Source organism: Halorubrum gandharaense (genome assembly GCF_054654575.1).
In genome coordinates this window covers 294,847-319,499 of the sequence record NZ_BAAIET010000001.1, presented here as the reverse complement: position 1 = coordinate 319,499, position 24,653 = coordinate 294,847, and the positions used below count along the sequence as shown (strand labels likewise).

Below are 24,653 nucleotides of genomic sequence, written 5' to 3'. Positions count from 1 at the left end.
CACGATGATCGACACACTGCTGATTCCGACCGACGGTAGCGAGACGGCAACCAACGCGGCACGGTGGGGGTTCGCGCTTGCTGAGAGACTCGACGCCCGGATCTGCGTTCTTTCGGTCGCCGACGTGGCGGTCGCGACCGGCGCAGGCTACGCGGGCAACTCCGCGTCGATCCGCAGCACCCTGCGCGAGACAGCCGACAAGCGCGCGACTGCGCTGGCCGACGCGGCACGCGAACACGGGCTGGAGGCGACAACAGTCGTCCACGAGGGCGTGCCTGCCGCCGAGATCGTCGAGCATGCGGCGGCCGACGACATCGACGCGATCGTCATGGGAACCTCTGGTCGCGGCGGCGTGGCTCGGACCCTGATGGGAAGCGTCGCTGATAAAGTCGTTCGAACCGCTCCCGTGCCGGTGATGACTGCAAACGCTGATGCCGTTGACGGGGTTCCGGTCTCACCCGTCGACGACGTGCTCGTGCCGACGGACGGGAGCGACGCCGCCGACGAGGCGGCCGCATACGCTCTCGATCTCGCGGCTGCACTTGGTGCGACTGCCCACCTGTTGACGGTCATCGACGAGGCGACGGCGAACGCGGTCGCGGACCACGGCGAGGGTCCGTCCGATGAGGGTGCCGAATCGCGTCTCGACGGGCTCGTGAGCGCTGCCGAGGAGCACGGCGTCGACACGACGACCGCCATCGAGACGGGGGACCCCGCCGACCGGATTCTCGCATACTCGGACCGCGAGTCGGTCGATATAGTCGTGATGGGCACCGCCGGACGCGGGATGATCGAGCGCGCCGTCACGGGAAGCGTCGCCGATGCCGTCGTGCGACGGGCATCCCAACCGGTGATGACGGTGGGCCCGGGCATGATCGAGCGAGACTGAGCAAGAAGGAGTCGGCGATTCGCGGGACGGACAGCATGAGGAGACAGCGCGGGGTCCCGCTTATGTTCTCGCCGTCGCCTCACCGTCGCCGCTCGATGTGCACCTACTCCTCGTCGCCCAGCTCGTCGACGAGCTCGTCGGCGACGCCGGTGTAGCCGGCGGGCGTCAGCGCCTTCAGCTCGGCGCGAACGTCCTCGTCGACGTCGAGGTCGTCGAAGAGCGCGCGGAAGTCGTCGAGGGTGACGCGCTTGCCGCGGGTGAGCTCCTTCACGCGCTCGTAGGCAGCGGTGTCGCCCTCCCGGCGGAGGATCGTCTGGACGGCCTCGCCGAGCACCTCGGGAGTCGCCTCCAGCTCCTCGCGCATGACGGTCTCGTTGGGGACGACCTTCCCGAGCCCGGCGGCGGTCTTGTTGTAGCCGATAAGCGAGTGGGCGAGCGCGGCGCCGATGTTGCGCTTCACCGTCGAATCCGAGAGGTCACGCTGGAGCCGGGAGGTGGTGACGTAGTCGGCCAGGAAGGTGAGATCCGAGTTCGCCTTCGAGAGGTTCCCCTCGCTGTTCTCGAAGTCGATGGGGTTCACCTTGTGTGGCATCGTCGAGGAGCCGGTCTCGCCCTCGACGGTGCGCTGGCCGAGGTAGCGGTCGGAGACGTAGAGCCAGGCGTCGAGGTCCAGGTCCAGCAGGACGTTGTTCACGCCGCGGATCGCGTCGAACAGCGCGGCGAGGTCGTCACAGGGGTTCACCTGCGTGGAGAGGGTGGTGTGCTCCAAGCCGAGTCCGCGGACGAACGCCTCGGAGAACTCCCGCCAGTCCACGTCGGGGTAGGCGGCCTCGTGGGCGGCGTAGGTGCCGGAGGCGCCGGCGAGCTTGCCGGAGAGGTCGCCGTTCGCGACGACCACGCGGCCAAGCGCCCGTCCGAGACGTGAGGCGTAGACGGCCATCTCCTTGCCGAACGTCGTGGGCGTGGCGGGCTGGCCGTGGGTGCGTGCGAGCATCGGCGTGTCGCGGTGGTCGCGGGCGAGCTCGACGAGCGCGTCGCGCACCTCGCGGGCGGCGGGCAGGAGAACTTCGGTGACCGCCGGCTTCACGAGCACGCGGTGCGCGAGATTGTTCACGTCCTCGCTGGTGAGCCCGAAGTGGATCCACGGGTAGACTGCTTCAGCATCGGCCACCACGCCGTCGTCCTCCAGCCGGTCGAGCGTGACACGGAGGAAGTACTCGACCGCCTTCACGTCGTGGTTGGTGGCGGCGTATCCCTCGGCACCCGATACCTCCAGATCCTTGATCAGGCGGGCGTCGGCCGCCGAGAACTCCTCGTAAGCGGCACGGAGTCGTTCGCGAACCCCGTCGTCGAGCGCGAGCGGCGTCGCGTCGAGTTCGGCAAGCGCGATCAGGTACTCCACCTCGACGCGGGTGCGGGCGCGCATCAGCGCCGCCTCGCTGGCGTACGGCGAGAGCGGTGCGGTTCGGCCGGCGTAGCGGCCGTCGAGCGGCGAAACGGCGGCGAGCGGATCCTCCCGCGGCAGGTCGGCGACGGCGTCGTCGGTCATACCCGCGAGTGCCGCCGGCAGGCGCAAAAGCGTGTCGATGGGAACACCCACGGAAGTGCATAGTTCATCGGAAACAAGCTGTGGTTCGCGGGTGTTTGATGCGCGATAGTGGATCGAATCGGACTGCGGACCGCAACCGATTTACGCCGCGCCGCGGAGGGTTCGCGTATGAAGATCGCCGGCCTCGCAAGCAACCGCGGGCGGAACCTGCTGCACATCGACGACGCCGCGCCGGGCGGCGCCGAACTCTCGGTCGTTCTCACCAACAGTGAGGGCGCGCCGGTCGTCGAATCGGCCGCCGAGCGCCGCGTCCCCACGGAGGTCGTCGTCCGTGAGGAGGGTGAGTCCCGCGAGGACCACGAACGACGGATCCTCGACCGGCTCGACGCCTACGACTTCGATCTCGTCTGTCTGGACGGCTACATGCGGGTGCTCACCGACGAGTTCCTCGACGCCGCGCCGACCACCCTCAACGTCCATCCCTCCCTCTTACCTGCGTTCCCCGGCGCGAACGCCCACGAACAGGTGCTTGAGGCCGGCGTCCGCACCACGGGCTGTACCGTCCACGTCGCCACCGAGGAGGTCGACGCCGGGCCCGTCGTCACTCAGGAGCCGGTGCCCGTCTACGAGGACGACGACGAGGCGAGCCTCAAAGACCGCGTGCTCCACGAGGCGGAGTTCACCGCCTACCCCCGAGCCGTCCGCTGGTTTGCCGAGGACCGCGTGACGGTGGACGAGGACGCCGGCACCGTCTCCGTCGAGGGCGACACCGGCGGGGCGTTTCCCCAGCGCCGGCTCCTCTCGGAGGACCGCTCCGCGACCCTGCGCTACGGCGAGAACCCGCACCAGGACGCCGCGCTGTACGCCAACGACGCCTGCGAAGAGGCGAACGTCGTCGCCGCAGAACAGCTGAACCCCGGCGCGAAGGGGATGGGGTACAACAACTACAACGACGCCGACGCCGCGCTCGACCTCGTCAAGGAGTTCGACGAGCCCGCGGCCGCCGTCATCAAACACACCAATCCCGCGGGGTGTGCAACCGCCGACACGCTCGCGGACGCCTACGACGCGGCGCTCCGGACGGACGCGAAATCCGCGTTCGGCGGTATCGTGGCGCTCAATCGGGAGTGCGACGCCGAGACCGCCGAGGCGATCACGGAGTCGTTCAAGGAGGTCGTCGTCGCGCCCGCGTTCTCCGAGAGCGCGCTCGACGTGCTCCGCGAGAAGGAGAACCTCCGGCTGCTCGCCGTCGGCCCGCTCGGTGAGGGCGACGACCGCTTCACCGAGCAGCTGGCGGAGAAGCCGATCACGGGTGGCCGGCTGGTTCAGGAGCGCGACCTCCAGTCACCGACGGCCGACGACCTCGAGTTCGTGACGGAGCGCGAGCCCACCGACGACCAGGTCGAGACGATGCTGTTCGCGTGGCAGACGCTCAAACACGTGAAGTCCAACGGGATCCTCTTTGCGACCGGCACGGAGACCGTCGGCGTCGGCATGGGCCAGGTCTCCCGGGTCGACGCCGTCACGCTCGCGGCGATGAAAGCCGAAAAGGATGCGGAGGGCAAGTCCGCCGACGGCGCCGTGATGGCGTCGGACGCCTTCTTCCCGTTCCCGGACGCCATCGAGGAGGCCGCCGAGGCCGGCATCGAGGCCGTCATCCAGCCCGGCGGGAGCGTCAACGACGAGGACGTGATCGCCGCCGCCGACGAACACGACATGGCGATGGCGTTCACCGGCTCGCGCTGCTTCCGGCACGACTAACGTCGCCGAGGCGTCCTGTCTCCCTTTTCAACCGGCTCCGTTGAATTCCTCGACAGTTGATAAGTACTGACCCACCTGCGGTCTATACAGGATCCTCGATGAGTGACTGCGGGAGTGGGTATTGCAATTCTTCGCCGGTGAGGTGGTATATAAATGGACGAGAGTTACAGTGACGCGGCCCTTATAAACGGACGCGCGGTGCGGTGGCGCGCCCGGCGAGCGCCCCGCGGGCGCTCGGCGGCACGCGAGGGAGTCGTCGCCGGAGGCGACGACGAGGCTGGGGAGGCGTGAGGTGCGGTTGCGGTGCCGTGCGGGGTGGGACTCAAAGGGGCAGCCGGCTCCGGGATGACGGGCGACGTAAGCACCGCAGCGGGCGGTGCCGAGAGCGAGGAGCGCAGCGAGCCCCTCGACCGGAGCCGGCTGGGGCTTTGCAGGCGGCCCTCACCGGCGAACTCCCGGCGACTCACCGATCATTCACACCTTATAAACGAACTACGACACCATCTACGACCTACTTATAAATGCCATCTCCACCCACGTACAACACCTACTCCCGACATCGATCAACAAGCAGTCTCTCTCGACCAGCTGTTTCATTCGATATTGTGTCTGAAGAATAGGATTTCAACAGAGCCTTTCAACCCTATTTGCCAGTGTCGTACTTGTACGTCGCCGAGTCGGGATCGATGCCGAAGTCCTCGGCGGTGTCCTCGGGAGTCGCCTCCTCGCTGTCCTCCTCACCCCCACCGCCGGCGGCCGCGTGCTTGAACGCCTCCCGCAGGTGGTCGGCCATCTCGAACTCGTCGATCCCGATGGCGAGCGCGACGGCGTCCTCGTCGACCTCCTCGCGCTTCTGGTCGAGTCGCTCACGGAGGGGAGCGGGGAGCTCGTCCTCGTCGACGGGCTCGAAGCCGAACTGGGTGAGGAAGTCGGCGGCGTCCGTCAGCACGTACACCGTCTCGAACCCCTCCGCGGCGGCGGTGTCGACCAGCCGCTCGACCACGTGGGCGCCGACGCCCTGTCCGCGCCACTCGGGAAGGACCCCGATCCCCGTCAGCTCGACGACCTCGTCGTCGCTGTCGGGGAGTTTGTGGATCCGCAGACGACCGAAGCCGGCACGGGTGCCGGAGTCCTCGTCGACCGCGATCACGTAGTCGCGTGACCGGAAGGCGGCGGCGTCGAGCCCCATCCCCTCGATCTCGTCCAGTAACCACGCCTCGTCACGGTTCTTGGCGTCGCGGACGTACATGTGCTACGCTAGCACGCCCAGCGGGAAAACGGTTCCCCGGATGGGGATTCGTGCGGCGGGGGACCACCGCCGCACCGACCGCTACTACTGGTTCGCGGAGCGCTCGTCGAGCGCAACTGGGATGGATCGGCTCGCCACGTCGCCGGCGAACGCCTCGCCGTCGGCCTCCAACTGCTCGAAGGTGTCGTAGTGGATCGGAACGACCAGTTCGGGCGCCATGCGCTCGGCGAGGTCGGCGGACGTGTGCCGGTCCGAGACGATCCCGCCACCGCCGATGTTGGCTAAGAAGAGGTCGACATCGAGCTCCGCGAAGCCGTCGAGCGCGTCGGAGTCGCCGGGCCAGAACGTCTTGTGCCCGTTCGCGGAGACGAGAAAGCCGCAGCCGAGCCCCTCCGGGTGTGGGACGGTGCCGTCGTCGTTCGCGTTCGGTCCCTCGGGGTCGTTGTACGCGGGGACCGACCAGACGGTTGCGTCGCCGGCGGCCGTCTCGACGGTGACGCGGTCCTCGTCGGTGACGCGGACCACGTTGTAGTCGGCCGCCAGCTCCTCGACGGACTCAACGTCGCGGTCGATGCCGGACGGGTCGACGCCCTCGTACACGACGAGCGTGGCGTCCTCGCTGGCGACCGAGCGGATGCCGTCGGAGGAGTAGTGGTGGTCGTGGGTGACGACGACGAGGTCGCCGTCCGTCGCCCAGTAGTCGTCGAGCACGCCGTAGCGTCCGGGATCGGTGTACACGACGGGGCCGCCCGTCGTCTCGACGCGCGCGGTAGCGTAGCCGAGCCACTCCACGGTCAGGTCATCGGTGTGTACGGTCATGGACGGGGCTGCGGTCGGCTCCGCCTTGAGCGTGGCTATCGGTCGTCGGTCGCCGGATCATCGGCTGCCCGACCGTCGGTCGCTGGCTCGTCGGCCGCCGAGCTCTCGCCGGTGAGCCGCTCGATCCGGTCGAGCGTGTCGGCGTCTGCGGGGTCCTTATCCTCGCGCACGCCGAGGAACCGGGGGAAGCGGAGCGCGTAGCCGGACGCGTAGGTGGGCGAGCGCTGGATCTCCTCGTAGCCGACCTCCAGCACGACCGCCGGACGGACGCTGATCTCGGTGCCGGACTCGCCGATCACGTGTGGCTCCAGTCGCTCGGTGAGCGCGGCGAGTTCTTCATCGGTGAGTCCGGTGGCGACCTTGCCGATCGTGACGAAGTCGTCGCCATCGCGGACCGCGAGCAGGAACGTGCCGAACAGCTCCGCACGCCGGCCCTCCCCCCACTCCGCGCCGACGATGACCGCGTCGAGCGTCTCGACGTCCGGCTTGCGCTTGAGCCAGGCGGCACCCCGATCGCCTGGCGTGTACGGCGAATCAGGGTCTTTCAGCATGATCCCCTCGTGACCCGCCTCGAGCGCCTCCGTCTCGATGCGCTCGACCGCGTCGACGCTGTCGACGAGCGTCACCTCGGCGGCCGCGTCGGGCAGCAGGTCAGCCAGTCGGTCGTGGCGCTCGCGGAGGGGAGCGTCCAACAGGTCGTCGCCGTCCGCGTGCAGGCAGTCGAAGGCGTGGAGTTCGAGCGACACCTCCTCGCGCATTCTGTCCACGTCGTGTTTCCGCCGGAATCGTCGGAGCACCTCCTGAAACGGGAGCGGGTCGCCGTCGTCGTCCACGGCCACCACCTCGCCGTCGAGAATGACCGGGGCGTCGACGTGTTCCTCCACGTACTCCACGACCTCCGGCAGTGCTCCCGTCACGTCATCCATGTTCCGGGAGTACACCTCCGGAGCGAGCGGCTCGCCGTCGGTCGTCGACGCGCCCGCGGGGTCGTAGTGGATCTGGACGCGCGCGCCGTCGAACTTGGTCTCGACGGCGACCGTCCCGAACGACTCAACGGCGTCGGCTGCGGTGCCCGCCTGTGCCAGCATCGCCTGCACGGGACGACCCACCCGGAGCCGCTCCTCGGCGAGTCCCGCGGCGCCGGCCTCGCGTGCGAGCGCTGCGACGCGCCCGTAGTCGTTCGTCACCTGGAGGGCACGCTCGACAGCGGCGATCGCCTCGTCCGTCGCGTGCGTGACCGGCTCGTCGTCGGCGTCGTCGCTTTCGACGGCAGCGTCGGCGTTGTTCCCGTCCCCGGCGTCCGTCCCGAAGTCGGCGAGGGTGGCGTCCGTGTCGGGCTCGTCGGTAGCCGATGTCGCCGGCGCCGAGGGGTCCGCGAGAAACGCCTCCGCCACCGCGTCGCGAACGGCGCCCTCGCCGACGCCGATGCGCATCTCCCCGAGGACGAGTCGGGCGAGCACCTTCGCCTCCGCGGGAGACGACCGGTTGAACAGCCCGAACAGGGTGTCGAGCTTCCGGGACTCGCTGCCCTCGCCGCTCTCGGCGGCGAGTTCGCGGAGCGTCGTGTCGACTTCCGTGACGGTGAGCCCGTCACCTTCGCCGGCCCCGATCCCGTCGCCCGCACCTGCGGCGAACGCCGCGAGACCCTGCTGCCCGCCGAGGTCGAGATCTGCGGCGACGGCCCCGATCTCGCCGGTTTCGGCCAGTCGGTCCTCCACGTCGGCTTTGGTGACGTTCGTCCCAGCCGCGCGGGCGAGCGCCTCATAACACAGCGCCGGCCCCACGTCCAACGTGCGGGTGTCGTGGGCGGGGTACACCCGGCCGAGCAGGAAGCGGGTGACGACCGGCAGCTCCTCGTCCGCGGTGACGAGCAGCTCGGCGACGGCGGCGACCGTCGCGAGGTCGCCCGGCTCCGACTCCAGCGTCTCGACGCGGTCGGCGAACGCGGCGAACTCCATTGATGGTGACTCCGTGAGACATCGCCAAAAGCACCGCGGTGCGTCCCACAGCGGTTGGTCGAAGCGACGCGTCTCACTCTGGTGTGGGTCGGTTACCCGTGGTGCCGACCGGTCGCCGGCCTTTTTACTGTCTCCGACCCTCGGGTGGCGCATGAGCAGCGATTCCGACCTCGCGGCCGGCGTTCGCGAGGCGCTCGACGTCGACGCCGGGGCGTTCGCCGAGCGCGCGGAGGCCGAAGCGGAGGTCGTCAAACAGGGGCTCCGTGACGGCGTCTTCGACAACCACCAGTCGATCGTCGGCTTCGAGTACGAGTTCTACGCGGTCGCCGACGGGCGCTGGAGCGAGGAGTCCCGCGCCGGCGACTACGCGCTGATGCGGGTGCCGCGTCGCCTGCTGGAGCTGATGGGGTTCGAGAAGGAGCTCGGGCTCCACAACGCGGAGATGTCCACCAGCCCGCAGCCGCTTTCGGACCACGGGCTGGAGGCACAGCTCGCGGAGGTTCGTGCCCGCCTCTCCGCGGCCGAGGACTGCGCCCGGGTCGAGGGGATGCGGCTCGTCTCCGACGGGATCTGGACGATCCCGCCCGCCGGCGAGACCGCCGAAAAGTACCTCACCGATAGCGTCGACATGGGGGGCGTCGAGGTCGCCGCGAACATGAGCGGCGCCGTGCGCTATCACGCGATGGCGAACACGGAGACGGAGGCCGGTGGGGAGACGGAGGCCGGTGAGGAGACGGATGCCGACGACCATGACGGGGGCACCGACGGAACCGACACCGAACCCGTCACCCATCTGGAGGCGCCCGGCGTCAGCCTGCCCGCGGACACCGTGATGCCGGAGGCGCTCATCACCTCGATCCAGCCCCACTACCAGGTGGCACAGGCTGACACGCTCCCCAGACACTTCCGGTACGCGCTGCGGATCGCCGGCCCCCTCCTCGCGCTCGGCGTCAACTCGCCATTCTTCCCGCCGGACCTCTATGACGAGGCGTGGGACGGCGAGCGCGTGCTCGCGGAGGGCGCCAGTGAGAACCGGGTACACGTGTTCGAGTCGGTGCTCAACAGTCGCACCGCCGAGGAGAAGGTGCGATTCCCCCGGGACTTCCACACCGTGGAGGAGGCCGTCGACCGCATCGCCGGCGACGAGACGATCGTCCCGATGCCGGATCCGGGCGGCTCGGACCGGTTCGACGACGCCTTCGCCACCTTCCGGACCAAACACGGCACCTACTGGCGTTGGGTCCGCCCCGTCTTCGAGGGGGCGAGCCGTTCGTCGGCGAACGCCCGCATCGAGTTCCGGCCGATCGCCGCCCAGCCCACCGTCCGCGACTCGATCGCGTTCCAGGCCGCGTTCGCGGGGCTGATGGAGGCGCTTCCACAGCGCAATCACCCGGTTATCGGGCTCGACTGGGAGACCGCCCGCGACAACTTCTACGCGGCCGTCGCCGACGGCCTCGACGCCGAGATCACGTGGGTCGGGGAGGACGGCGAGCGCACCACCGACCGGCACCGCGTGTACGACGACCTGCTCGACGCCGCGGCCGCCGGACTTCGGACCGCCGGGTGCTCCGCGAGCGAGGCGGAGTCGTGGCTCGCGCCGCTCCGCTGGCGGGTCGAGGAGGGCGTCACGCCGGCGAGCTGGAAGCGCGACCGCGTCGAGGCCCGACTGGCCGACGGCGAGTCGTTCGCCGACGCCGTCCACGGCGTCCAGCGCGCGTACATCGGGAAGCAAGCGGAGACGCTGATCGACGGCGGATTCGCGGAGTGGTAATCGGCGGTCGCCGGGCTGTTTCCGCCGGCCGGAGCCGACGCTACTGGGTCGAAAACTGGAGAATCGCAAACCGCGGATCGTGGTCCGCGGACCGCAGACCGCTTATCGGGCGACCGCTTCCCGACTACAGCAGCGAGTCGATGTCCTTCTCGCGGGTGATCTCGACGCCCTCGTCGGTGACGACGGCGATGTTGATCCCGTTGCCGGAGGCGAGGTCGCGCTCGACGGCGGACTTGATCGCCTTCGCGACGACGGTCTTGGCGTCCTCGATGGTGAGGTCGTCGCTGTACTCCTGTTCGAGCACACCGAGCGCGTACTGGCTGCCGGAGCCGGTGACGGTGTACTCCTCCTCGATGACGGAGCCGAGGGGGTCGATGGAGTAGATGTGGGGGCCGGTCTCGTCGACGCCGCCGAGGATCGGCTGGACGATGTAGAACGCGCCCGTGCGCAGGAGGTTCCCCGTCAGCGTGGAGAGTGCCTGCATCGACATGTCCTGACCGCGGCGGGCCTCGTAGAGGTTCGTCTCCGCGCGCAGCGAGGAGATGAGGTTCTGTGCAGCCGAGACGCCGCCCGCGATCGTGAGCGCGGCGTTCGGGTGGACCTGTTCGACCTTCTGGACGTCCTTCGAGGACACCATCCCGCCGAGGGAGGCTCGCATGTCGGTCGCGAGCACGACACCTTCGGAGGTCTTGATGCCGACGGTCGTCGTTCCGGTCTTGAGCTCGTCGTCGCCCGAGGCCTGTGCGGCGCGCTGTTCGCTCTGGTCGAACTCGCCGAGCTCCGGCCCGAAGACGGGCTGGTTGCGGCCCAGTTCGCCGGACAGGTCGCCCGAGAGATCGCCGTTCGGAGTTCGCATTAGCGAAGAGTTGGCCCGGCGCGCTGATAAATGCAACCTTTCCGGAGGCTTAGCGCCGTCGCCCCGGTGCGCCGCTCGGTCGGTGCGGTCGTCCGGGGGTCGCGACCGCCGACTGCACCGCTGACGCCGGCGCCGGCCTCACGAGCACCCTCGGAGCGACGGCGCCGTCGCTCGCGGAGCTGGCGTCCAAACGTGAGGAAAAGGAGGGCTACTCCTCGGCGCGCTCGTATGCCGTGCCGGTCGCCTCCACGAACTGCCGAATCGGAAGGTCGATCCCGAGGTGTTGCCGCGCGAACACGGCGACGGGGAACAGCGAGATACCGGCAGCGACGGCGGCCTGGTGGAGTCCGAAAAGGACCGAGGTGCGAATGCGTTCGAGCATATGTCTTCACTGCTGGACATCAGGGGGACATATAAAGCTCTTCCGGGGCGTCCGACGGAAGCAACACGCCGCCCTCTTGCGATCGTCGATCATTCATCACGGACGATGATAATTAGCGACCGATGGCGGAACAGGCCGTACCCCAAGCGGCGCGAACGCAGGTGATTCTCATAAGTTATGGAAATGTGTCGGGGCGCTTGCGCCTACCTCAGCGCGTCGTGAGGCCCGCCGCACGAGCGTCAGTCGGCGGGCTCGATGACCTCGACGAGGTTGTCTTCCGGGTCACGCACGAACAGGATCCGCGACCCGCTTGACGTCGTGCGCGGCGGCGACAGCGTCGCCACCTCGTCGTCGAGCTCCTCATAAAAGGCGGCCAGATCCTCGACTTCGAGCCCGAGGTGTGTCGCGCCCGGTCGATTGAGCGCCGGCGCCGGCCCGTCGTCGCTCGCTGCCAGCTCGTACTCCACGAGTTCGACGCGCGCGTCGCCCGCATCGAGATGTACGAACGACCCGGTCGCGCCCGGCACGTCGACGGCGTCCGCGAACGCCTCGCCGGACACCTCGAACTCCGCGAGGACCGGCAGGTCGAACGTCTCGGTGTAGAAGTCGACGGCGCGCTCCAGATCCGCGACGGTGATCCCGAAGTGGTGTGCGGTGAGTGGTCGCATGGCGTGTGGTTGCCGGCGGGCTCAAAAGGGCGTGTCGGTGGGGGCGTGGTGGGGGTGGGACCGGATTTGAACCGGAGCAAGACGGTCCTGCTCGGGCCTCCGGCCCTGCGCGGGCTGCGACTTGCAGGGTTCAAATCCACCGCAACGATGCTTCTCCTCGCGAAACTGCTCGGAGAAGTATGCGCGGGACCGGATTTGAACCGGCGGACTCCTACGAGACAGCGTCCTAAGCGCTGCGCCGTTTCCCGGCTTGGCTACCCGCGCTCGCACCCGTTCGTAGTCGCAAGTCCCTCAAGTACCTGACGAACCGGGGCGAGGGAGCCCGCCGGCGCTCCGCCATCCCACGCCCCGCGTCCCTTTTGTACTCCGACGCCGAACGTCGCCACATGTACCGGGCGAGCGACCGGGTGGACAACGACGAGTGGGTCGAGCGACTCCGCGAGGCGTGCGCGGAGCTCGACCTCGACGATGATGCGCTGACCACGGCGACGGATATGTTCCTCTCGGAAGTCCCCGACGAGGAGCGGTCGAAGGCCGCGACGGCGGCTGCGAGCCTCTACGCCGCCGCGCTCGTCCGCGGTCAGGAGCGGTCGCAGTCGGCGGTCGCCGACGCGATGAGCGTCTCGCGGCTCTCCGTCCAACAGGGCTGGAAGCCGGTGTTGGAGGCCGCCGGCTTCTCGGCGCCGACGTGGTAGCCCGGCGCCTCACTTTTTAAGCGACCGCGCAAGCGACGGAAAGGTACGTTTTAGGTCCGGGCCCGGGATGGGCGGGTATGGAACGCGTAGCGATCGTCGGTGCGTCGATGACGCAGTTCGGCCAGCGCGATGCCTGGGTCCGTGAGCTGCTCGCGGAGGCGGGCGAGGCCGCGCTCGCTGACGCCGGCATCGACGGCGCCGAGCTCGACCACCTGTACGTCTCGAACATGGCCAGCGGGGAGTTCGAGGGCCAGACCGGCATCCCGAACGCTCTCGCACACGACCTCGCGGCGATGCCCGCCTACACCGCGCGGATCGACCAGACCTCCTCGTCCGGCGGCGCCGGCGTCTACGCCGCGTGGCAGTCGGTCGCCTCCGGCGCGAGCGACTGCACGATGCTGGTCGGCGGCGAGAAGATGACCCACCGGACGACGGGTGAGGCGACCGACGTGATCGCCTCGCTCACGCACCCGGTGGAGTACAAACACGGCGTCACGCTCCCCTCGTTTGCGGGGATGACCGCGCGGCTCTACCTCGACGAGTACGACGCGCCCCGCGAGAGCCTCGGCAAGGTTGCGGTGAAGAACCACCGGAACGGGCTGGACAACCCGCACGCACAGTTCCGCAAGGAGGTCGACCTCGACACGGTGCTCGACTCTCCGATCGTCGCTGATCCTCTCCGGCTGTACGACTTCTGTCCGATCACGGACGGCTCCGCCGCGCTCATTTTCTGTCCGGAATCCGTCGCGGAGGAGTACGCCGACCCCGGCGACTACGCCGTGATTTCGGGGATCGGCGGCGCCACGGACACCCACGTCGTCCACGAGCGCGCCGATCCCACCACGATGGGTGGCGTCGTCGACTCCTCGGATCAGGCCTACGAGATGGCCGGACTCGGTCCGGACGATGTCGACGTGGCGGAGCTTCACGACATGTTCACCATCCTCGAGTTCCTCCAGAGCGAGGATCTCGGCTTCTTCGAGAAGGGCGACGGGTGGAAAGCCGTCGAGGAGGGCGTCACCGACCGCGACGGCGAGCTCCCGATCAACACCTCGGGCGGGCTCAAGTCCAAGGGGCACCCCCTCGGAGCCAGCGGCGTCGCACAGGTGTACGAGATCCACAAACAGCTGACCAACGACGCCGGCGACCGGCAGGTCGACGCCGACGTGGGACTCGCGTGTAACGTCGGCGGATTCGGGAACTGTGTCACCACCACGATCATGGAGGGTTCAGAATGAGCGACCACGAGACGGACCACGGAACGGAGACCGAGGCGGACGGCACCGAGCAAGCGAACGACGAGACGGCGACAGCGACCGACTGCGGCGCCGTCTTCGAGGCCGCCGAGTACGAGAGCGGCGCGGTGACCTACCCGCCCCATCCAGTTGGACCCAAGGGGACGGAGCGCGTGGGGACGGTCGACCTCGGTGCCCGAGAGGCGACCGTCATCACCTGGACCACCTCGACGGCGACGCCGCCGGGCGTGCGCCAGCCCAACACGCTCGCGATCGTCGCGTTCGACATGGGCGACGACTACGACGGCCCGCCCGTGCGAGCGCTCGGGCAGATCGCGGACGACGAGGACGGAGAGACGTACGAGGTCGAGATCGGCGACCGCGTCGAGCCAGTGTACGCCGACGAGCTCCGGGAGCCGGGCGCCGGCATTCGCGAACCCGACAGCCAGGACTGGGACGGCTTCCGCTTTCAGCCGGTCGAGTAGGGGAGCCTACGAGAACGCGAGCATCAGCGGCCCGTTTCGTCCGACGGCGATTCGTCGCCGTCGGGCTCTGCATCAACGTCGTCCCCTCCGTCAGCGCCCTCACCGCTGTCGCCGGCGGACCCGTCCTCAGGGTCGTCGAGCTGTTTCTTGATCGACTCCAGTTCCGACTCCACGTCGACCTCCGGCGCGTCCTCATCGGCGCCGGCGTCCGCAGCGTCACCACCCACTTCCGGATCGTCCGGGTCCCGTACGTCGATGTGGACGACGCCGGACCCCGTATGGGCGTCGCCGTCACCGGCGTCATCGCCGCCGTCGCGCCCCCGTTCGCGTCCAGCACGGGACCCGTCCCGATCGCCGTTTCGACCGTTGGTCCGGCCGCGTCGGCGGTCGCGTGCATCATCCGCGTCGCGGCGCCCCTCCTCGATCCGGGCTTCGATCTCGGCGGTGAGGTCGCGGGCGTCCTCCAGGACCGAGCGGGAAGTCGCGTCCTCCGGGAGGTCCGCCTCCGAGAGCGCGGTCTGGAGCTCGGAGAGCGACCGGGACAGCCCGGCGGTCGCCTCGTCGCGAACGCCGGCGAGCCGGTCGCTGGCGGCGCCGGCGGCGCGTGACCCGGCGCGCGTGCCGTCCTCGATCGCGCTCCGGTCCGGATCGGCCAGACGGAGCGTCCCCTGTAGGAGCTTCAGCGACTTGATCGTCGTCTCCAGCAGCGCGATCAGCGTCGGGATCGTGTACTGTTCGGTGAACCGGAGGAGCTCGGAGAGGCGAGGTGGACGCGGCGGCTCGAACGGCCGGCGCTCGTCGCGTCCCGACCGCCCGCCGCGCTCCTCGCGTCGGAGGTCACGGCGCAGTTCGGTGAGCACGTCCTCCAGCTCGTCGAGGCGTTCCTCGAGGTCGTCGTCGCGTGGCGGGCCGCGCGAGGGGTCTCGCGACGGGTCCCGGTCGGGGTCTCGCGAGGAGTCACGAGGCGGGTCGCGGGGGTTCATGGTGCCCGCTTGGCGCCCCGCAACCAAAAAGGCGTCCGCGAGGCACGCCGTCGTGGTTCGTGCGTCCGCCGTCGGTCGCAGGAACAACCCTTTTCGGAGCCGGCCCCCAACCGGGAGCCATGTCCGACGACGAGACCACGGACGCCGGCGAGAACGGCGACAATGGTGGCGACGGCGAGGAGAAGTCGTTCCGCGAGCGGGTCGAGGAGATCCGCGAGCGACGAGAACAGGAGCGCGAGGAGGGCGACCGCCCCTCGCCCGAGGAGATGATGGGTGGCGGCGGCGGCCCGCCCGGGATGGGCGGCGGCGGCGGCGGCGGCAACCCCTTCGCGCAGATGATGTCCGGCATGATGGGCGGCGGTGGCGGCCCCGGCGGTGCCGGTGGTGCCGGCGGCGCGGGCGGTCCCCCCGGGATGGGCGGCGGCCCGCCGGGCGCCGGCGGTCGGGGCGAGGGTGGCTCCGAGAGCGCAGGCAACGAGGAACTGGTGCGTGAGGTTCGCCAGCTCCGCGACGAGGTTCGCGACGCGACCCGGCAGCTCCAGCGCATCGCGCAGGCGCTCGAGGACGACTAAGCCGAACACGCGGTTCCGTTTCGGGCGATTCCGACTTTTGCTTTTCTCCCTCTCCAACGGCGAGCGACGGCGTTCGCCCTACTCGTCGCCGTCGTCGTCGCCGTCGTCGTCGTCGCCGTCGTCGTCGCCGTCACCGTCGGGCTTTTTCAGCGAGAGGGCGGTGCGAGTGAACGAACAGACGAGCGTGTCCTCGCCGTCGTCCTCGACGCGGAACGCCTCCACTTCCATGGTGACGACGCCGCGCTCGCCGTCGCTGGTCTCGCGTTTGTCCGTCACCGTCGACTGCGCGCGGATCGTATCCCCATGGAAGACGGGTTCGGGATGCTCCACGTCGTCGTACGAGAGGTTGGCGACGATGGTGCCGTCGGTCGTCTCGGGGATGGAGACGCCAACCGCCAGCGACATCGTGTAGAGGCCGTTGACGAGCCGCTCGCCAAACGCCGTGTCCTCCGCGAAGTCGGCGTCGAGGTGGAGTGGCTGCTGGTTCATCGTCATGTCACAGAAGCGTTGATTGTCCGACTCGCTTATCGTCCGCCGGCGGGCGTGGTCGATCGTCTCGCCGACCTCGAACTCCTCGTAGTACAGTCCGGGCATGTCCGGGAGTTCCACAGGCACCTCATAAGCGTGTCGTCGAGCGGTCGCGTGCTGACTGTTGGTGACCCGGTCCGGGCGCGGCCGTCGCTTTTTATACGACACCCGACACACGTCCGGATATGACCCGACGAAGCCTGCTGTTCTCGCCCGGCGACCGACCCGAGCTGATGCGGAAGGCGCCCGGCTCCGACGCGGACGTGTTGTGTTTCGACCTGGAGGACGCCGTCGCTCCCGGCCGGAAGCCCGAGGCGCGCGAGGCCGTCCGGACCGTCCTGACCGACCCAGAGTTCGACCCCGACGCCGAGGTGACGGTTCGGCTGACGACGACGGAGCCGGCCGCCGACCTCGACGCGCTCGTGGGGAACCACGACCTCCGCCTCGACGCCGTCGTCCTCCCGAAGGTGGAGACGGCAAAGCGGGTGGAGACGACCGCCGCGATGTGTGCGGAGCGCGACCTCGACGTCGCCGTGCTCGCGCTCGTGGAGACGGCCGCCGGCGTGCAGGCCGCGCCGGCGATCGCCGACGCTGACCCCACGGACGCGCTGCTATTCGGCGCCGAGGACTTCGCCGCGGACGTGGGCGCCGTCCGCACCGAGGAAGGGACGGAGGTGTTGTACGCCCGCGAGCGGATCGTCACGGCGGCGGCGGCCGCGGGGATCGACGCGATCGACACGGTGTACACCGACTTCGGCGACGAGGCGGGGCTCCGCGAGGACACCGAGTTCGCGGTGACGCTCGGCTACGACGGCAAGCTCGCGATCCACCCGGCGCAGGTGCCGGTGATCAACGAGGCGTATACGCCGGCGCCCGAGCGGATCGAGTGGGCCGAGGCGGTGCTGGGTGCGCGCGACGAGGCCGACGCCGAGGGCCGTGGCGTGTTCGAGGTGGACGGCGAGATGATCGACGCGCCGCTTATCGCCCAGGCCGAACGAGTGATGGCGCGGGCGGAGGCCGCTGGGTTGCGGTAAGGACGGGGATTCGCATCTGGGCAGATGACGGGGAGTGACGGCGGCACTCGATGTCCCGGACGACACAGTTAACCCGCCGCAGCGTGCCACTTTTTGCCATGTCGGACGACACGAACCCGTTCGAGAGTTTGCAGGAGCAGGTCGACGACGCGGCGGCGCATCTCGACGCCGACGCGGGCGTCGTCGAGCGCCTGAAAAACCCCGAACGGGTGTTGGAGACCAACCTCACGTTCGAGCGCGACGACGGCTCGCTGGAGACCGTCCGGGCGTACCGCGCGCAGTTCAACGGCGACCGCGGCCCGTACAAGGGCGGCATCCGCTATCACCCGGCGGTCACCCGCGACGAGGTGACGGCGCTGTCGGGGTGGATGGTGTACAAGTGCGCGGTCGTCGACATCCCCTACGGCGGCGGGAAAGGGGGGATCGCCATCGACCCCGCCGACTACTCGGAGACCGAGCTGGAGCGGATCACGCGGTCATTCGCGAAGGAACTCCGCCCCCTTATCGGCGAGGACAAGGACATCCCGGCGCCCGACGTGAACACCGGCCAGCGGGAGATGAACTGGATCAAAGACACCTACGAGACGCTGGAAAACACGACGGCGCCGGGCGTCATCACGGGGAAGGCGCTCGACTCCGGCGGCAGCGAGGGGCGCGTCGAGGCGACGGGGCGCTCGACGATGCTCGCCGCGCGCGAGACGTTCGACTGGGTCGGCAAGCGGATCGAGGGCGCGACCGTCGCCGTGCAGGGGTACGGCAACGCGGGGTCGGTCGCCGCGATTCTGTTGGAGGGGATCGGCGCCAACGTCGTCGCCGTCTCGGACTCCTCGGGCGGCATCCACGACCCGGCGGGACTGGACGCCACCGCGGTGAAAGAGCACAAACGCGAGACGGGTGCCGTCTCGGGATACGACAGCGCGAACGCGATCACCAACGAGGAGCTGCTGACCCTCAACGTGGACCTGCTGATTCCGGCGGCACTGGAGAACGCCGTCAACCGCGAGCTTGCACGGAAGGTCGAGGCTGACGTGGTCGTCGAGGCCGCCAACGGGCCCCTCACGCCGGGCGCCGACGAGGTGCTCGCCGAGCGCGACGTGTGGGTCGTCCCGGACATCTTCGCCAACTCCGGCGGCGTCACCGTCTCGTACTTCGAGTGGGTCCAGAACCGACAGCGGTTCCACTGGACCGAACAGCGCGTGAACGAGGAGCTCGAACGCGTGATCACGGAGTCGTTCGGCGGCATCATCGACGCCTACGAACGTCACGACCTGCCGAACCTCCGCACCGCGGCGTACGTCGTCGCCATCGAGCGCGTCAGAAAGGCGTACGCGCAGGGTGGCAACTGGCCGTAAGGGGGCGACGGCGGTGGCTGGTGGTCCGGTCGTCTATTCGCGGCTGCGGATATCTGATCGGCCGATACCACTATGTCGTTGGTCGTGTGACATCCACGCATGGTCACCCGGCTGGTCGAGCGACTTCGCGGCTCGAGCGAGCCCGACCTCGCAAGCGTCCGGACCGCCGAGACGCTCCGGGACGTGGCGGACGCCGACGCGCTCGCCGCGCGCCTCCCGGCGGAGTGGTCGGTGCGGCCGGATGTCGTCGTCTACGGCGAGGACGTGCTCACCGACGCGCTCGTGTTCCGACACGACCGGTCGCGCCAGGAGCTGGCGCTCGTTCCGGAGTCGAACCTCGACCCGCAGGGGCCGGCGACGTTCTACCACCACGACCGCAACGGCGGGCTCCGCAAGGAACTCGGCGTCGAGATCGACACGCTGGTCGAGGCGCTGGAGTACGCCCTCGACCGGATCGACCGCTTCGAGCGGCTGTACGGCACCGGCGGACCCGGATACGGTGCAGTCGGGCGTCTCGAAGTGGGGGATGGCGACGGAGAGGGTGACGACGGAGAGAGTGACAAGCTCGACGTGGTTGAAGCGGAGGCCGACCACATGCTCGACGGCGTGCTGTCCGTCAACGTCGAGTAGCCGTTAAAAGGCGGTGTGCGACCGGTTCAGGCGGACGCTTCCAGTTCCGAGAGCTGTGCGGCCAGATGGGCCGTGATACCCTCGGGCTCCTGCTCGACGAAGCGGGCGACTTCCTCGCCGTCGCGCTCGACGACGACCGTCGGGATCAGGTCGATGTCGTACTCCTCGACGCCGGGGCCCTCCTTCCCGCTCGGCGTCTTGGTAACGGGGTAGTGCTCGATCCGCTCGGCGTCGACGCCGGCGGCCGCGAGCGCGGCGCCGAACGCCGGGAGCTGCTGTTTGCAGTCGATACACCAGTCGCCGCCCCACACCTTGAACGTGAGGTCGGCGGCGCCGAGCGCGGCGAGGTCGTCGGCGTCGAAGTCCGCGGCGGACAGCGAGGGGTCGGGCTGGAGCGTTTCGAGCGTCATGGACGAGGATACGCCGCCGCGCCGCTTAAACGGCGCGCCAGTGGCAACGGGTGGCGGGGCTTGCCGGGGTCCGAGACGCCTTTCCGTCCGCCGCGCGTTCGCCCCATCAATGGACGATGACGTGCTGGACGGCCTCGGGTCTCCACTCGTGCGGGTGGACTCCCCGCCGGGGACGACGGTCGCCGCGAAGGTCGAGTCGCGCAATCCGGGCGGGTCCGCGAAGGACCGGCCAGCGCTGTACATGGTGGAAGCCGCCGAGGAGCGCGGCGAGCTGGAGCCGGGCGACGGCCTGGTGGAGCCCACCTCCGGCAACACCGGCATCGGGCTGGCGATGGTCGGCGCCGTGAAGGGGTACGACGTGACGCTCGTGATGCCCGCCTCGAAGTCGCCCGAGCGCCGGCGGATCATGCGCGCGTACGGCGCCGACATCGAGCTGGTCGACGGCGACATCAGCGCGGCCAAGGAGCGCGCCGACGAGATCGAACGCGAGAAGGGCTACGTCCAGCTTCGCCAGTTCGAGAACGGCGCGAATCCGCGCGCGCACTACGAGACGACCGCCCCGGAGATCCTCGACCAGGTCGAGGGCCGAACCGTGGACGCGTTCGTCGCCGGCGTCGGCACTGGCGGCACCCTCACGGGGATCGGCCGCCGACTCCGCGAGGAGTGGCCCGAGATGCGGATCGACGCCGTCGAGCCCGCAGACAGCGCCGTGCTGTCGGGGAAGGAGCCCGAAGGCGACACCTTTCAGGGGATGGGCCCGGGGTTCATCTCGCCCAACCTCGACGTGGACCTCATCGACGAGGTCCACACCGTCGACATCGACACCGCGGAGGCCGAATGCCGGCGGCTGGCAAGCGAGGAGGGGCTGTTCGTCGGGCAGTCGTCGGCCGCGTCGAATCTCGCCGCTGGCGAGGTCGCCGCCGAGCTCCGCGAGTCGGGGGCGTACGTCGGCGACGAGCCGCTTGTCGTGACCGTGTTCTGGGACAGCGGCGAGCGCTACCTCTCCACGGGCGCGTTTGACGTTTAAAAGGACGATCGTGGTGCGGTGGATGGGATCGATGATGTGGACGCGATAGCGAACATCTCCAAAGCCCCAGCCTGCTCCTTTTAAGCGGTTGCTGGGATGAACACGCCGGCGAACAGCTCCAAAGCCCCAGCCTGCTCCTTTTAAGCGGTTGCTGGGATGAACACGCCGGCGAACAGCTCCAAAGCCCCAGCCGGCTCCGGTCGAGGGTTCCGGAAGACGGTCCGGCTCGCTGCGCTCGCGGGCTGCGACTTCCGTCGTCCCGCTCGCACGCTCGCTGGACGCTCGCTGCGCGCTCCTCAGGGCGTCTCTCCGCACCGCCCGACGCCCTGAGAAGTGCTTACGTCGCCCGTCTTCCCGGAGCCAGCTACCCCTTTGAGTCCCTCCCCGTCCAGCACGCCACCGCACCTCACGCCTCCCCAGCCTCGGCAGACGGCCACCGGCGGGAAACCGCTCCGCCGGCGGTCGCTGCCTCCCTCGCGCGCGGTTCGCGCCTTATAGGCGCTCACCGGCGCGCCACGTAGAAAATTCCGTGTGCCATCGTCCCCAGCCGTCCGCGCTCCGCTTCACCCGCCGAACTCCTCCTCGCTCACGCGGACGACGACGGTCTCGTCCACGTCGCGGAGGTCGTAGTCGGGGACCTCGCCCTGTCGGCGGCGGACGTACAGCGGCTCGACCAGCCGGCCGTCCTCGACGCCGAACACCTTCAGGCGCTGGTCGGTCTCCTCGGGGCGCACGTCGCCGTCGCGCACCTGTCGGGCGAGGTCCCGCGAGAGCCACTCCGTCTCGGAGACGGACGGTTCGAGCACGAGCGCCTCCTCGACGAAGCGCGTGAGGTACCAGTTGAGGTCGTTTAAAAGGGAGACGGCGGCGCCGAGACTCACCGTGTCGACGGCGAGACTGTTGGCGAACGGCTCCCGGATCTCGTAGGTGGCGAGCGCGTCGCGGGCGGTCTCCCGCGAGAGCAGCTCGTACGTCAGGTTCTCGTCGGCGTCGCCGACGAGACACACCCGCGTCATATCACGAGGAACCCGCCCCCGCCGCAAATCGGTTGCGGTCGCCGGCGGCTGCCACAGCTATTTTTCCGACGCCGTCCCTCACATCACTCGATGCCGGGTGTTCGTGGATGAGCGAGCGGCTCTCGACCGGGCTCGATCCGCTCGACAGGCGGATCGGCGGCGGGCTCCGGCGGGGGAGCCTCGTCGTCGTCGAGGCGCCGCCGGAAGCACAGAGCGAGCCGCTAGTGCGGTCCATGGGACGAGGCCGTCCGACGATGTACGCCACCACCACTCGCTCAAAGGAGGTCGTCGAGGCCTCCTTGGCGCACGCGGAGCCGACCGCGGCTGACGACGGGGAAGAAGGCGGTGAAGAAGACGACTCCGACGAGTTCACCCCGGACGATGACTGGCAAGTCGTCCACGTCGGGGTCGACGAACCCCTCCCGCGACTGGCCGAGGCGTTGGAGATCCCCACCGAACGCTCCGCCGTCATCGTCGACACCGTCGACGCGGTCGAGCGAACGGCGGATCCGACGGCGTACGCGACGTTCCTGAACGACCTCAAGGAGTCGCTGTTGGAGACGGACAGCATCGCGGTGTTGCACGCGGTCGCGGGCGAGAGCCCGCCGGCGCTCAGATCACGGACGCTGGAGGCCGCGGACGTGGTGTTACAGCTCTCCGTCGAGACCGACGGGATACAGGTGGAGAACCACCTCGCGGTGCCGAAACTCCGCGGGGAGGAGCCGCCGGAGGAGCGCCTCAAACTGGAGCTCGGCCGGGACGTGTCGATCGACACGAGCCGCGACATCGCCTGAAAAAGAACCGCGGCGGTCGGAGTGCCGACTCAGAACGTCGACACGTCGCCCTCGATCACCTTGCGGGTGATCTCGGTGACGTCGGCGAGCTCGCGGTCGACGATCTCCTGTACGTCCTCCTCGATGTCGGCCAGTTCGACGTCGTCCTCGGTGACGATCTGGGCGTCGGCGACGTGGGGCTCGTCGATGGGGCGCCCGATCTGCGAGAGCAGCCGGATCTGGAGGTCGCGGATGCCGTCGACCTCCTCGGTGACGGATTCGGCGATGTGGGTGGACAGGAGGTTGTAGATCTTTCCGATGTGGTTGACGGGGTTCTTGCCGGAGGTCGCCTCCATCGACATGGGACGGTTCGGGGTGATGAGCCCGTTGGCGCGGTTGCCGCGCCCGACGGAGCCGTCGTCACCCTGCTCGGCTGAGGTGCCGGTGACGGTGAGGTAGATGGAGCCCTCGTCGTAGTCGTCGGCGGTGTTGACCTCGACGTTCACCTCGCGGTCGGTGTGGTCACGCGCGAGGTCCTCGACGAACTCGCGGACATCGGTGACCGCGTCGTCGTAGTCGTCGAGGTCGTCGATGTAGGCGTCGACCATCGCGGCGGCGACGGTGATGTCGATCCGGTCGCCCTCGCGTTTCCCCATGATCTTCACGTCGGGGCCGAGCTCGGGGTGGTCCTCGTAGTAGGTCGTGTTGAGTTCCGCCTCGGCAGCGTGGACGATCGTCTCCGTCTCCGTGAGGGGCGCGTGGCCGACGCCGAAGGAGGTGTCATTGGCCATCGGCACCTGCTGCGTCTCCTCGCCGAACACGTCCTGGAGGTCGCCCGAGCCCTCGCCGAGCTTCACGTCGACGACCACGTCGGTGCCGTACTCCAGCTCCGGCACTGCGTCATCGAGGTAGTCGCGGGCGGCCGCGAGCGCCGTCGAGTCGACGGGGATCTGCTGGCCGTCGTACTCCTTCGTCGCGCGGCCGACGATGAGGATGTAGATCGGCTCGATGACCTCGCCGCCGCCGAAGGCGGGCGCCGCGCGCCCGGCGGCGAGCTGCGTCTCGTCGGTGTTGTAGTGGAGCACCTTCCCGACGCGGTCGAGGTAGAGCTGCGAGAGCGCCCGCGAAACGGACTCCGCGATCCCGTCACTGATCGAGTCGGGATGACCGATCCCCTTGCGCTCGACGATCTCGACCTCCTGGTCCTCGACCGCCTGTCGGTCGAGACGGCTTACCTGAATGTTCCGGCTCATTACCCTCCCCTATCCGGCCGGCCGCAGTATAACTTGCGGAAACTCTTCGCCCGCATTTCATGCCCTCAGGTTATGTTTTGGCAACCTTTGCGCAACCAAAATCGGTCGATGCCGGCGAGACGCTGCTAATTGGCGATCAAGGTCTTCACGCGTCCGCGCGCTCCGCCAACACCAACCCGAGGTAGGAGGTGCGGATCTGGTCGTCGGCGTCGAGCCCCAGCCGGTCGAGCGCGTCGCCGGCGGCCTCCCGGGCCTCGGGAATCGCCGCCTCCTCGTCGACCTCCCGTTCGATCTCCACGAATTCGCCGGCTTCCGTTGTCTCTCCTTCCTCACCATCTCCGAGCTCGTCGACGGCGTCCAGCGTCACGGTGAACCCCTCGAACGCCCAGAACTCCCGTCGCTTGGTCACCTCGGCGGCCGGCTCGAAGCCGAGGCCGTCGAAAATTCCGGCAGCCGCGTCGGCGTCATCCACCGTCGTCTCATGTTCCTCCCGGCTCTTGGAGCCGGCGTCGAGCAGCGGTCCCTTATACGTGATTTTCGTCGTTCCGCCGGCGGCCTCCGGCGACCCGATCCCGTCCGAAAGCGGCGTCTCATGGCGCACCCGAAGCGCCTCGTCCGTCCGGGCGAAGTCGCGGTGGGGCGCGTCGTAGTAGACGTCTCGCTGACGGCGCGCGTCCGTGCGCTCGGCGCCCGCCGCGCGCAGGCGCTCTCGGACGTCGGCCACTCTCGCGGGCACCTTGATCTCGACCTCGTACATG

Annotated in this window: 26 protein-coding genes and 1 tRNA gene; 13 read left to right on the top strand and 14 right to left on the bottom strand. The window is 69.0% G+C overall.

Going from position 1 to position 24,653, the window contains the following annotated elements:
* Positions 1 to 4: 4 nt before the first annotated feature.
* Positions 5 to 889, top strand: a complete 885-nt coding sequence (locus tag ACYQ07_RS01600; protein WP_459876430.1) for a universal stress protein — start codon at positions 5 to 7, stop codon at positions 887 to 889.
* 103 nt (positions 890 to 992) lie between these two features.
* Here the strand turns inward: ACYQ07_RS01600 and purB are convergent, their stop codons facing one another.
* Positions 993 to 2,438 (bottom strand): adenylosuccinate lyase, encoded by a 1,446-nt coding sequence (gene purB, locus ACYQ07_RS01595; RefSeq protein WP_459876427.1) that lies wholly within the window; start codon positions 2,436 to 2,438, stop codon positions 993 to 995.
* A gap of 168 nt (positions 2,439 to 2,606) precedes the next feature.
* On the opposite strand from purB, the gene purN reads away from it, so the two are divergent.
* Together purN and ACYQ07_RS01585 are read left to right on the top strand one after the other, a co-directional pair.
* The gene (purN, locus tag ACYQ07_RS01590) at positions 2,607 to 4,199 is read left to right on the top strand and encodes a phosphoribosylglycinamide formyltransferase (RefSeq protein WP_459876425.1); all 1,593 of its coding nucleotides are present in this window, start codon (positions 2,607 to 2,609) and stop codon (positions 4,197 to 4,199) included.
* 153 nt (positions 4,200 to 4,352) lie between these two features.
* A complete protein-coding gene (locus ACYQ07_RS01585; RefSeq protein WP_459876422.1) occupies positions 4,353 to 4,490 on the top strand; it encodes a hypothetical protein in 138 nt (45 codons plus the stop codon).
* Positions 4,491 to 4,842: 352 nt separating this feature from the next.
* Here the strand turns inward: ACYQ07_RS01585 and ACYQ07_RS01580 are convergent, their stop codons facing one another.
* From ACYQ07_RS01580 to ligA, 3 genes are all read right to left on the bottom strand, one after another.
* Positions 4,843 to 5,448 carry a GNAT family N-acetyltransferase gene (locus ACYQ07_RS01580; protein WP_459876420.1) on the bottom strand — a complete coding sequence of 202 codons (606 nt, stop codon included), beginning with the start codon at positions 5,446 to 5,448 and terminating at the stop codon, positions 4,843 to 4,845.
* Positions 5,449 to 5,532: 84 nt separating this feature from the next.
* Positions 5,533 to 6,267: an MBL fold metallo-hydrolase gene (locus tag ACYQ07_RS01575; RefSeq protein WP_459876417.1), complete on the bottom strand. Its 735-nt coding sequence runs from the start codon at positions 6,265 to 6,267 to the stop codon at positions 5,533 to 5,535.
* 35 nt (positions 6,268 to 6,302) lie between these two features.
* The gene (gene ligA / locus ACYQ07_RS01570; RefSeq protein WP_459876414.1) at positions 6,303 to 8,225 is read right to left on the bottom strand and encodes an ATP-dependent DNA ligase LigA; all 1,923 of its coding nucleotides are present in this window, start codon (positions 8,223 to 8,225) and stop codon (positions 6,303 to 6,305) included.
* Between the two features lie 151 nt (positions 8,226 to 8,376).
* Between ligA and ACYQ07_RS01565 the strand changes: the two genes are divergently transcribed.
* Positions 8,377 to 9,996, top strand: a complete 1,620-nt coding sequence (locus ACYQ07_RS01565; RefSeq protein WP_459876411.1) for a glutamate-cysteine ligase family protein — start codon at positions 8,377 to 8,379, stop codon at positions 9,994 to 9,996.
* A 124-nt stretch (positions 9,997 to 10,120) separates the two neighbouring features.
* On the opposite strand, the gene psmB is transcribed toward ACYQ07_RS01565, so the two are convergent.
* The 4 genes from psmB to ACYQ07_RS01545 form a co-directional block, all read right to left on the bottom strand.
* Positions 10,121 to 10,852, bottom strand: a complete 732-nt coding sequence (gene psmB / locus ACYQ07_RS01560; RefSeq protein ID WP_459876408.1) for an archaeal proteasome endopeptidase complex subunit beta — start codon at positions 10,850 to 10,852, stop codon at positions 10,121 to 10,123.
* A 208-nt stretch (positions 10,853 to 11,060) separates the two neighbouring features.
* The gene (locus ACYQ07_RS01555; RefSeq protein ID WP_459876405.1) at positions 11,061 to 11,234 is read right to left on the bottom strand and encodes a hypothetical protein; all 174 of its coding nucleotides are present in this window, start codon (positions 11,232 to 11,234) and stop codon (positions 11,061 to 11,063) included.
* Positions 11,235 to 11,473: 239 nt separating this feature from the next.
* Positions 11,474 to 11,902, bottom strand: a complete 429-nt coding sequence (locus ACYQ07_RS01550; RefSeq protein ID WP_459876402.1) for a VOC family protein — start codon at positions 11,900 to 11,902, stop codon at positions 11,474 to 11,476.
* A 180-nt stretch (positions 11,903 to 12,082) separates the two neighbouring features.
* A tRNA-Leu gene (locus ACYQ07_RS01545) sits at positions 12,083 to 12,166 on the bottom strand.
* A 122-nt stretch (positions 12,167 to 12,288) separates the two neighbouring features.
* On the opposite strand from ACYQ07_RS01545, the gene ACYQ07_RS01540 reads away from it, so the two are divergent.
* The 3 genes from ACYQ07_RS01540 (at position 12,289) to ACYQ07_RS01530 (ending at position 14,317) form a co-directional block, all read left to right on the top strand.
* Positions 12,289 to 12,597, top strand: a complete 309-nt coding sequence (locus ACYQ07_RS01540; RefSeq protein WP_459876399.1) for a transcription initiation factor IIB family protein — start codon at positions 12,289 to 12,291, stop codon at positions 12,595 to 12,597.
* Between the two features lie 77 nt (positions 12,598 to 12,674).
* The gene (locus ACYQ07_RS01535; RefSeq protein ID WP_459876396.1) at positions 12,675 to 13,835 is read left to right on the top strand and encodes a thiolase family protein; all 1,161 of its coding nucleotides are present in this window, start codon (positions 12,675 to 12,677) and stop codon (positions 13,833 to 13,835) included.
* Positions 13,832 to 14,317, top strand: coding sequence for a Zn-ribbon domain-containing OB-fold protein (locus ACYQ07_RS01530; protein ID WP_459876393.1), 486 nt, complete (start codon positions 13,832 to 13,834; stop codon positions 14,315 to 14,317). Before ACYQ07_RS01535 ends, ACYQ07_RS01530 begins: the two co-directional genes overlap by 4 nt.
* Before the next feature lie 23 nt (positions 14,318 to 14,340).
* On the opposite strand, the gene ACYQ07_RS01525 is transcribed toward ACYQ07_RS01530, so the two are convergent.
* Positions 14,341 to 15,300 carry a DUF7547 family protein gene (locus tag ACYQ07_RS01525; RefSeq protein ID WP_459876390.1) on the bottom strand — a complete coding sequence of 320 codons (960 nt, stop codon included), beginning with the start codon at positions 15,298 to 15,300 and terminating at the stop codon, positions 14,341 to 14,343.
* 119 nt (positions 15,301 to 15,419) lie between these two features.
* On the opposite strand from ACYQ07_RS01525, the gene ACYQ07_RS01520 reads away from it, so the two are divergent.
* On the top strand, positions 15,420 to 15,872 hold the full coding sequence (locus ACYQ07_RS01520; protein WP_459876388.1) for a hypothetical protein: 453 nt from the start codon (positions 15,420 to 15,422) through the stop codon (positions 15,870 to 15,872).
* 78 nt (positions 15,873 to 15,950) lie between these two features.
* On the opposite strand, the gene ACYQ07_RS01515 is transcribed toward ACYQ07_RS01520, so the two are convergent.
* Positions 15,951 to 16,466, bottom strand: a complete 516-nt coding sequence (locus tag ACYQ07_RS01515) for a MaoC family dehydratase (protein WP_459876386.1) — start codon at positions 16,464 to 16,466, stop codon at positions 15,951 to 15,953.
* 119 nt (positions 16,467 to 16,585) lie between these two features.
* On the opposite strand from ACYQ07_RS01515, the gene ACYQ07_RS01510 reads away from it, so the two are divergent.
* From ACYQ07_RS01510 to ACYQ07_RS01500, 3 genes are all read left to right on the top strand, one after another.
* Positions 16,586 to 17,434 carry an HpcH/HpaI aldolase/citrate lyase family protein gene (locus ACYQ07_RS01510; protein WP_459876384.1) on the top strand — a complete coding sequence of 283 codons (849 nt, stop codon included), beginning with the start codon at positions 16,586 to 16,588 and terminating at the stop codon, positions 17,432 to 17,434.
* Between the two features lie 98 nt (positions 17,435 to 17,532).
* Entirely contained in the window at positions 17,533 to 18,786 is a 1,254-nt protein-coding gene (locus ACYQ07_RS01505; protein ID WP_459876382.1) for a Glu/Leu/Phe/Val family dehydrogenase, read from the top strand.
* Positions 18,787 to 18,885: 99 nt separating this feature from the next.
* The gene (locus ACYQ07_RS01500) at positions 18,886 to 19,416 is read left to right on the top strand and encodes a hypothetical protein (RefSeq protein WP_459876379.1); all 531 of its coding nucleotides are present in this window, start codon (positions 18,886 to 18,888) and stop codon (positions 19,414 to 19,416) included.
* 26 nt (positions 19,417 to 19,442) lie between these two features.
* Here the strand turns inward: ACYQ07_RS01500 and ACYQ07_RS01495 are convergent, their stop codons facing one another.
* Positions 19,443 to 19,826, bottom strand: coding sequence for a thioredoxin (locus ACYQ07_RS01495; protein WP_459876376.1), 384 nt, complete (start codon positions 19,824 to 19,826; stop codon positions 19,443 to 19,445).
* Between the two features lie 109 nt (positions 19,827 to 19,935).
* On the opposite strand from ACYQ07_RS01495, the gene ACYQ07_RS01490 reads away from it, so the two are divergent.
* Positions 19,936 to 20,853, top strand: a complete 918-nt coding sequence (locus ACYQ07_RS01490; RefSeq protein ID WP_459876374.1) for a PLP-dependent cysteine synthase family protein — start codon at positions 19,936 to 19,938, stop codon at positions 20,851 to 20,853.
* 563 nt (positions 20,854 to 21,416) lie between these two features.
* On the opposite strand, the gene ACYQ07_RS01485 is transcribed toward ACYQ07_RS01490, so the two are convergent.
* The gene (locus ACYQ07_RS01485; protein WP_459876371.1) at positions 21,417 to 21,869 is read right to left on the bottom strand and encodes a DUF5804 family protein; all 453 of its coding nucleotides are present in this window, start codon (positions 21,867 to 21,869) and stop codon (positions 21,417 to 21,419) included.
* Positions 21,870 to 21,976: 107 nt separating this feature from the next.
* On the opposite strand from ACYQ07_RS01485, the gene ACYQ07_RS01480 reads away from it, so the two are divergent.
* Complete coding sequence (locus ACYQ07_RS01480) at positions 21,977 to 22,663, top strand: DUF7125 family protein (RefSeq protein WP_459876369.1); 687 nt, start codon at positions 21,977 to 21,979, stop codon at positions 22,661 to 22,663.
* Between the two features lie 29 nt (positions 22,664 to 22,692).
* Here the strand turns inward: ACYQ07_RS01480 and ACYQ07_RS01475 are convergent, their stop codons facing one another.
* Together ACYQ07_RS01475 and cyaB are read right to left on the bottom strand one after the other, a co-directional pair.
* Complete coding sequence (locus ACYQ07_RS01475; protein WP_459876366.1) at positions 22,693 to 23,895, bottom strand: methionine adenosyltransferase; 1,203 nt, start codon at positions 23,893 to 23,895, stop codon at positions 22,693 to 22,695.
* Positions 23,896 to 24,040: 145 nt separating this feature from the next.
* Positions 24,041 to 24,652 (bottom strand): class IV adenylate cyclase, encoded by a 612-nt coding sequence (cyaB, locus tag ACYQ07_RS01470; protein WP_459876363.1) that lies wholly within the window; start codon positions 24,650 to 24,652, stop codon positions 24,041 to 24,043.
* Position 24,653 lies beyond the last annotated feature (1 nt).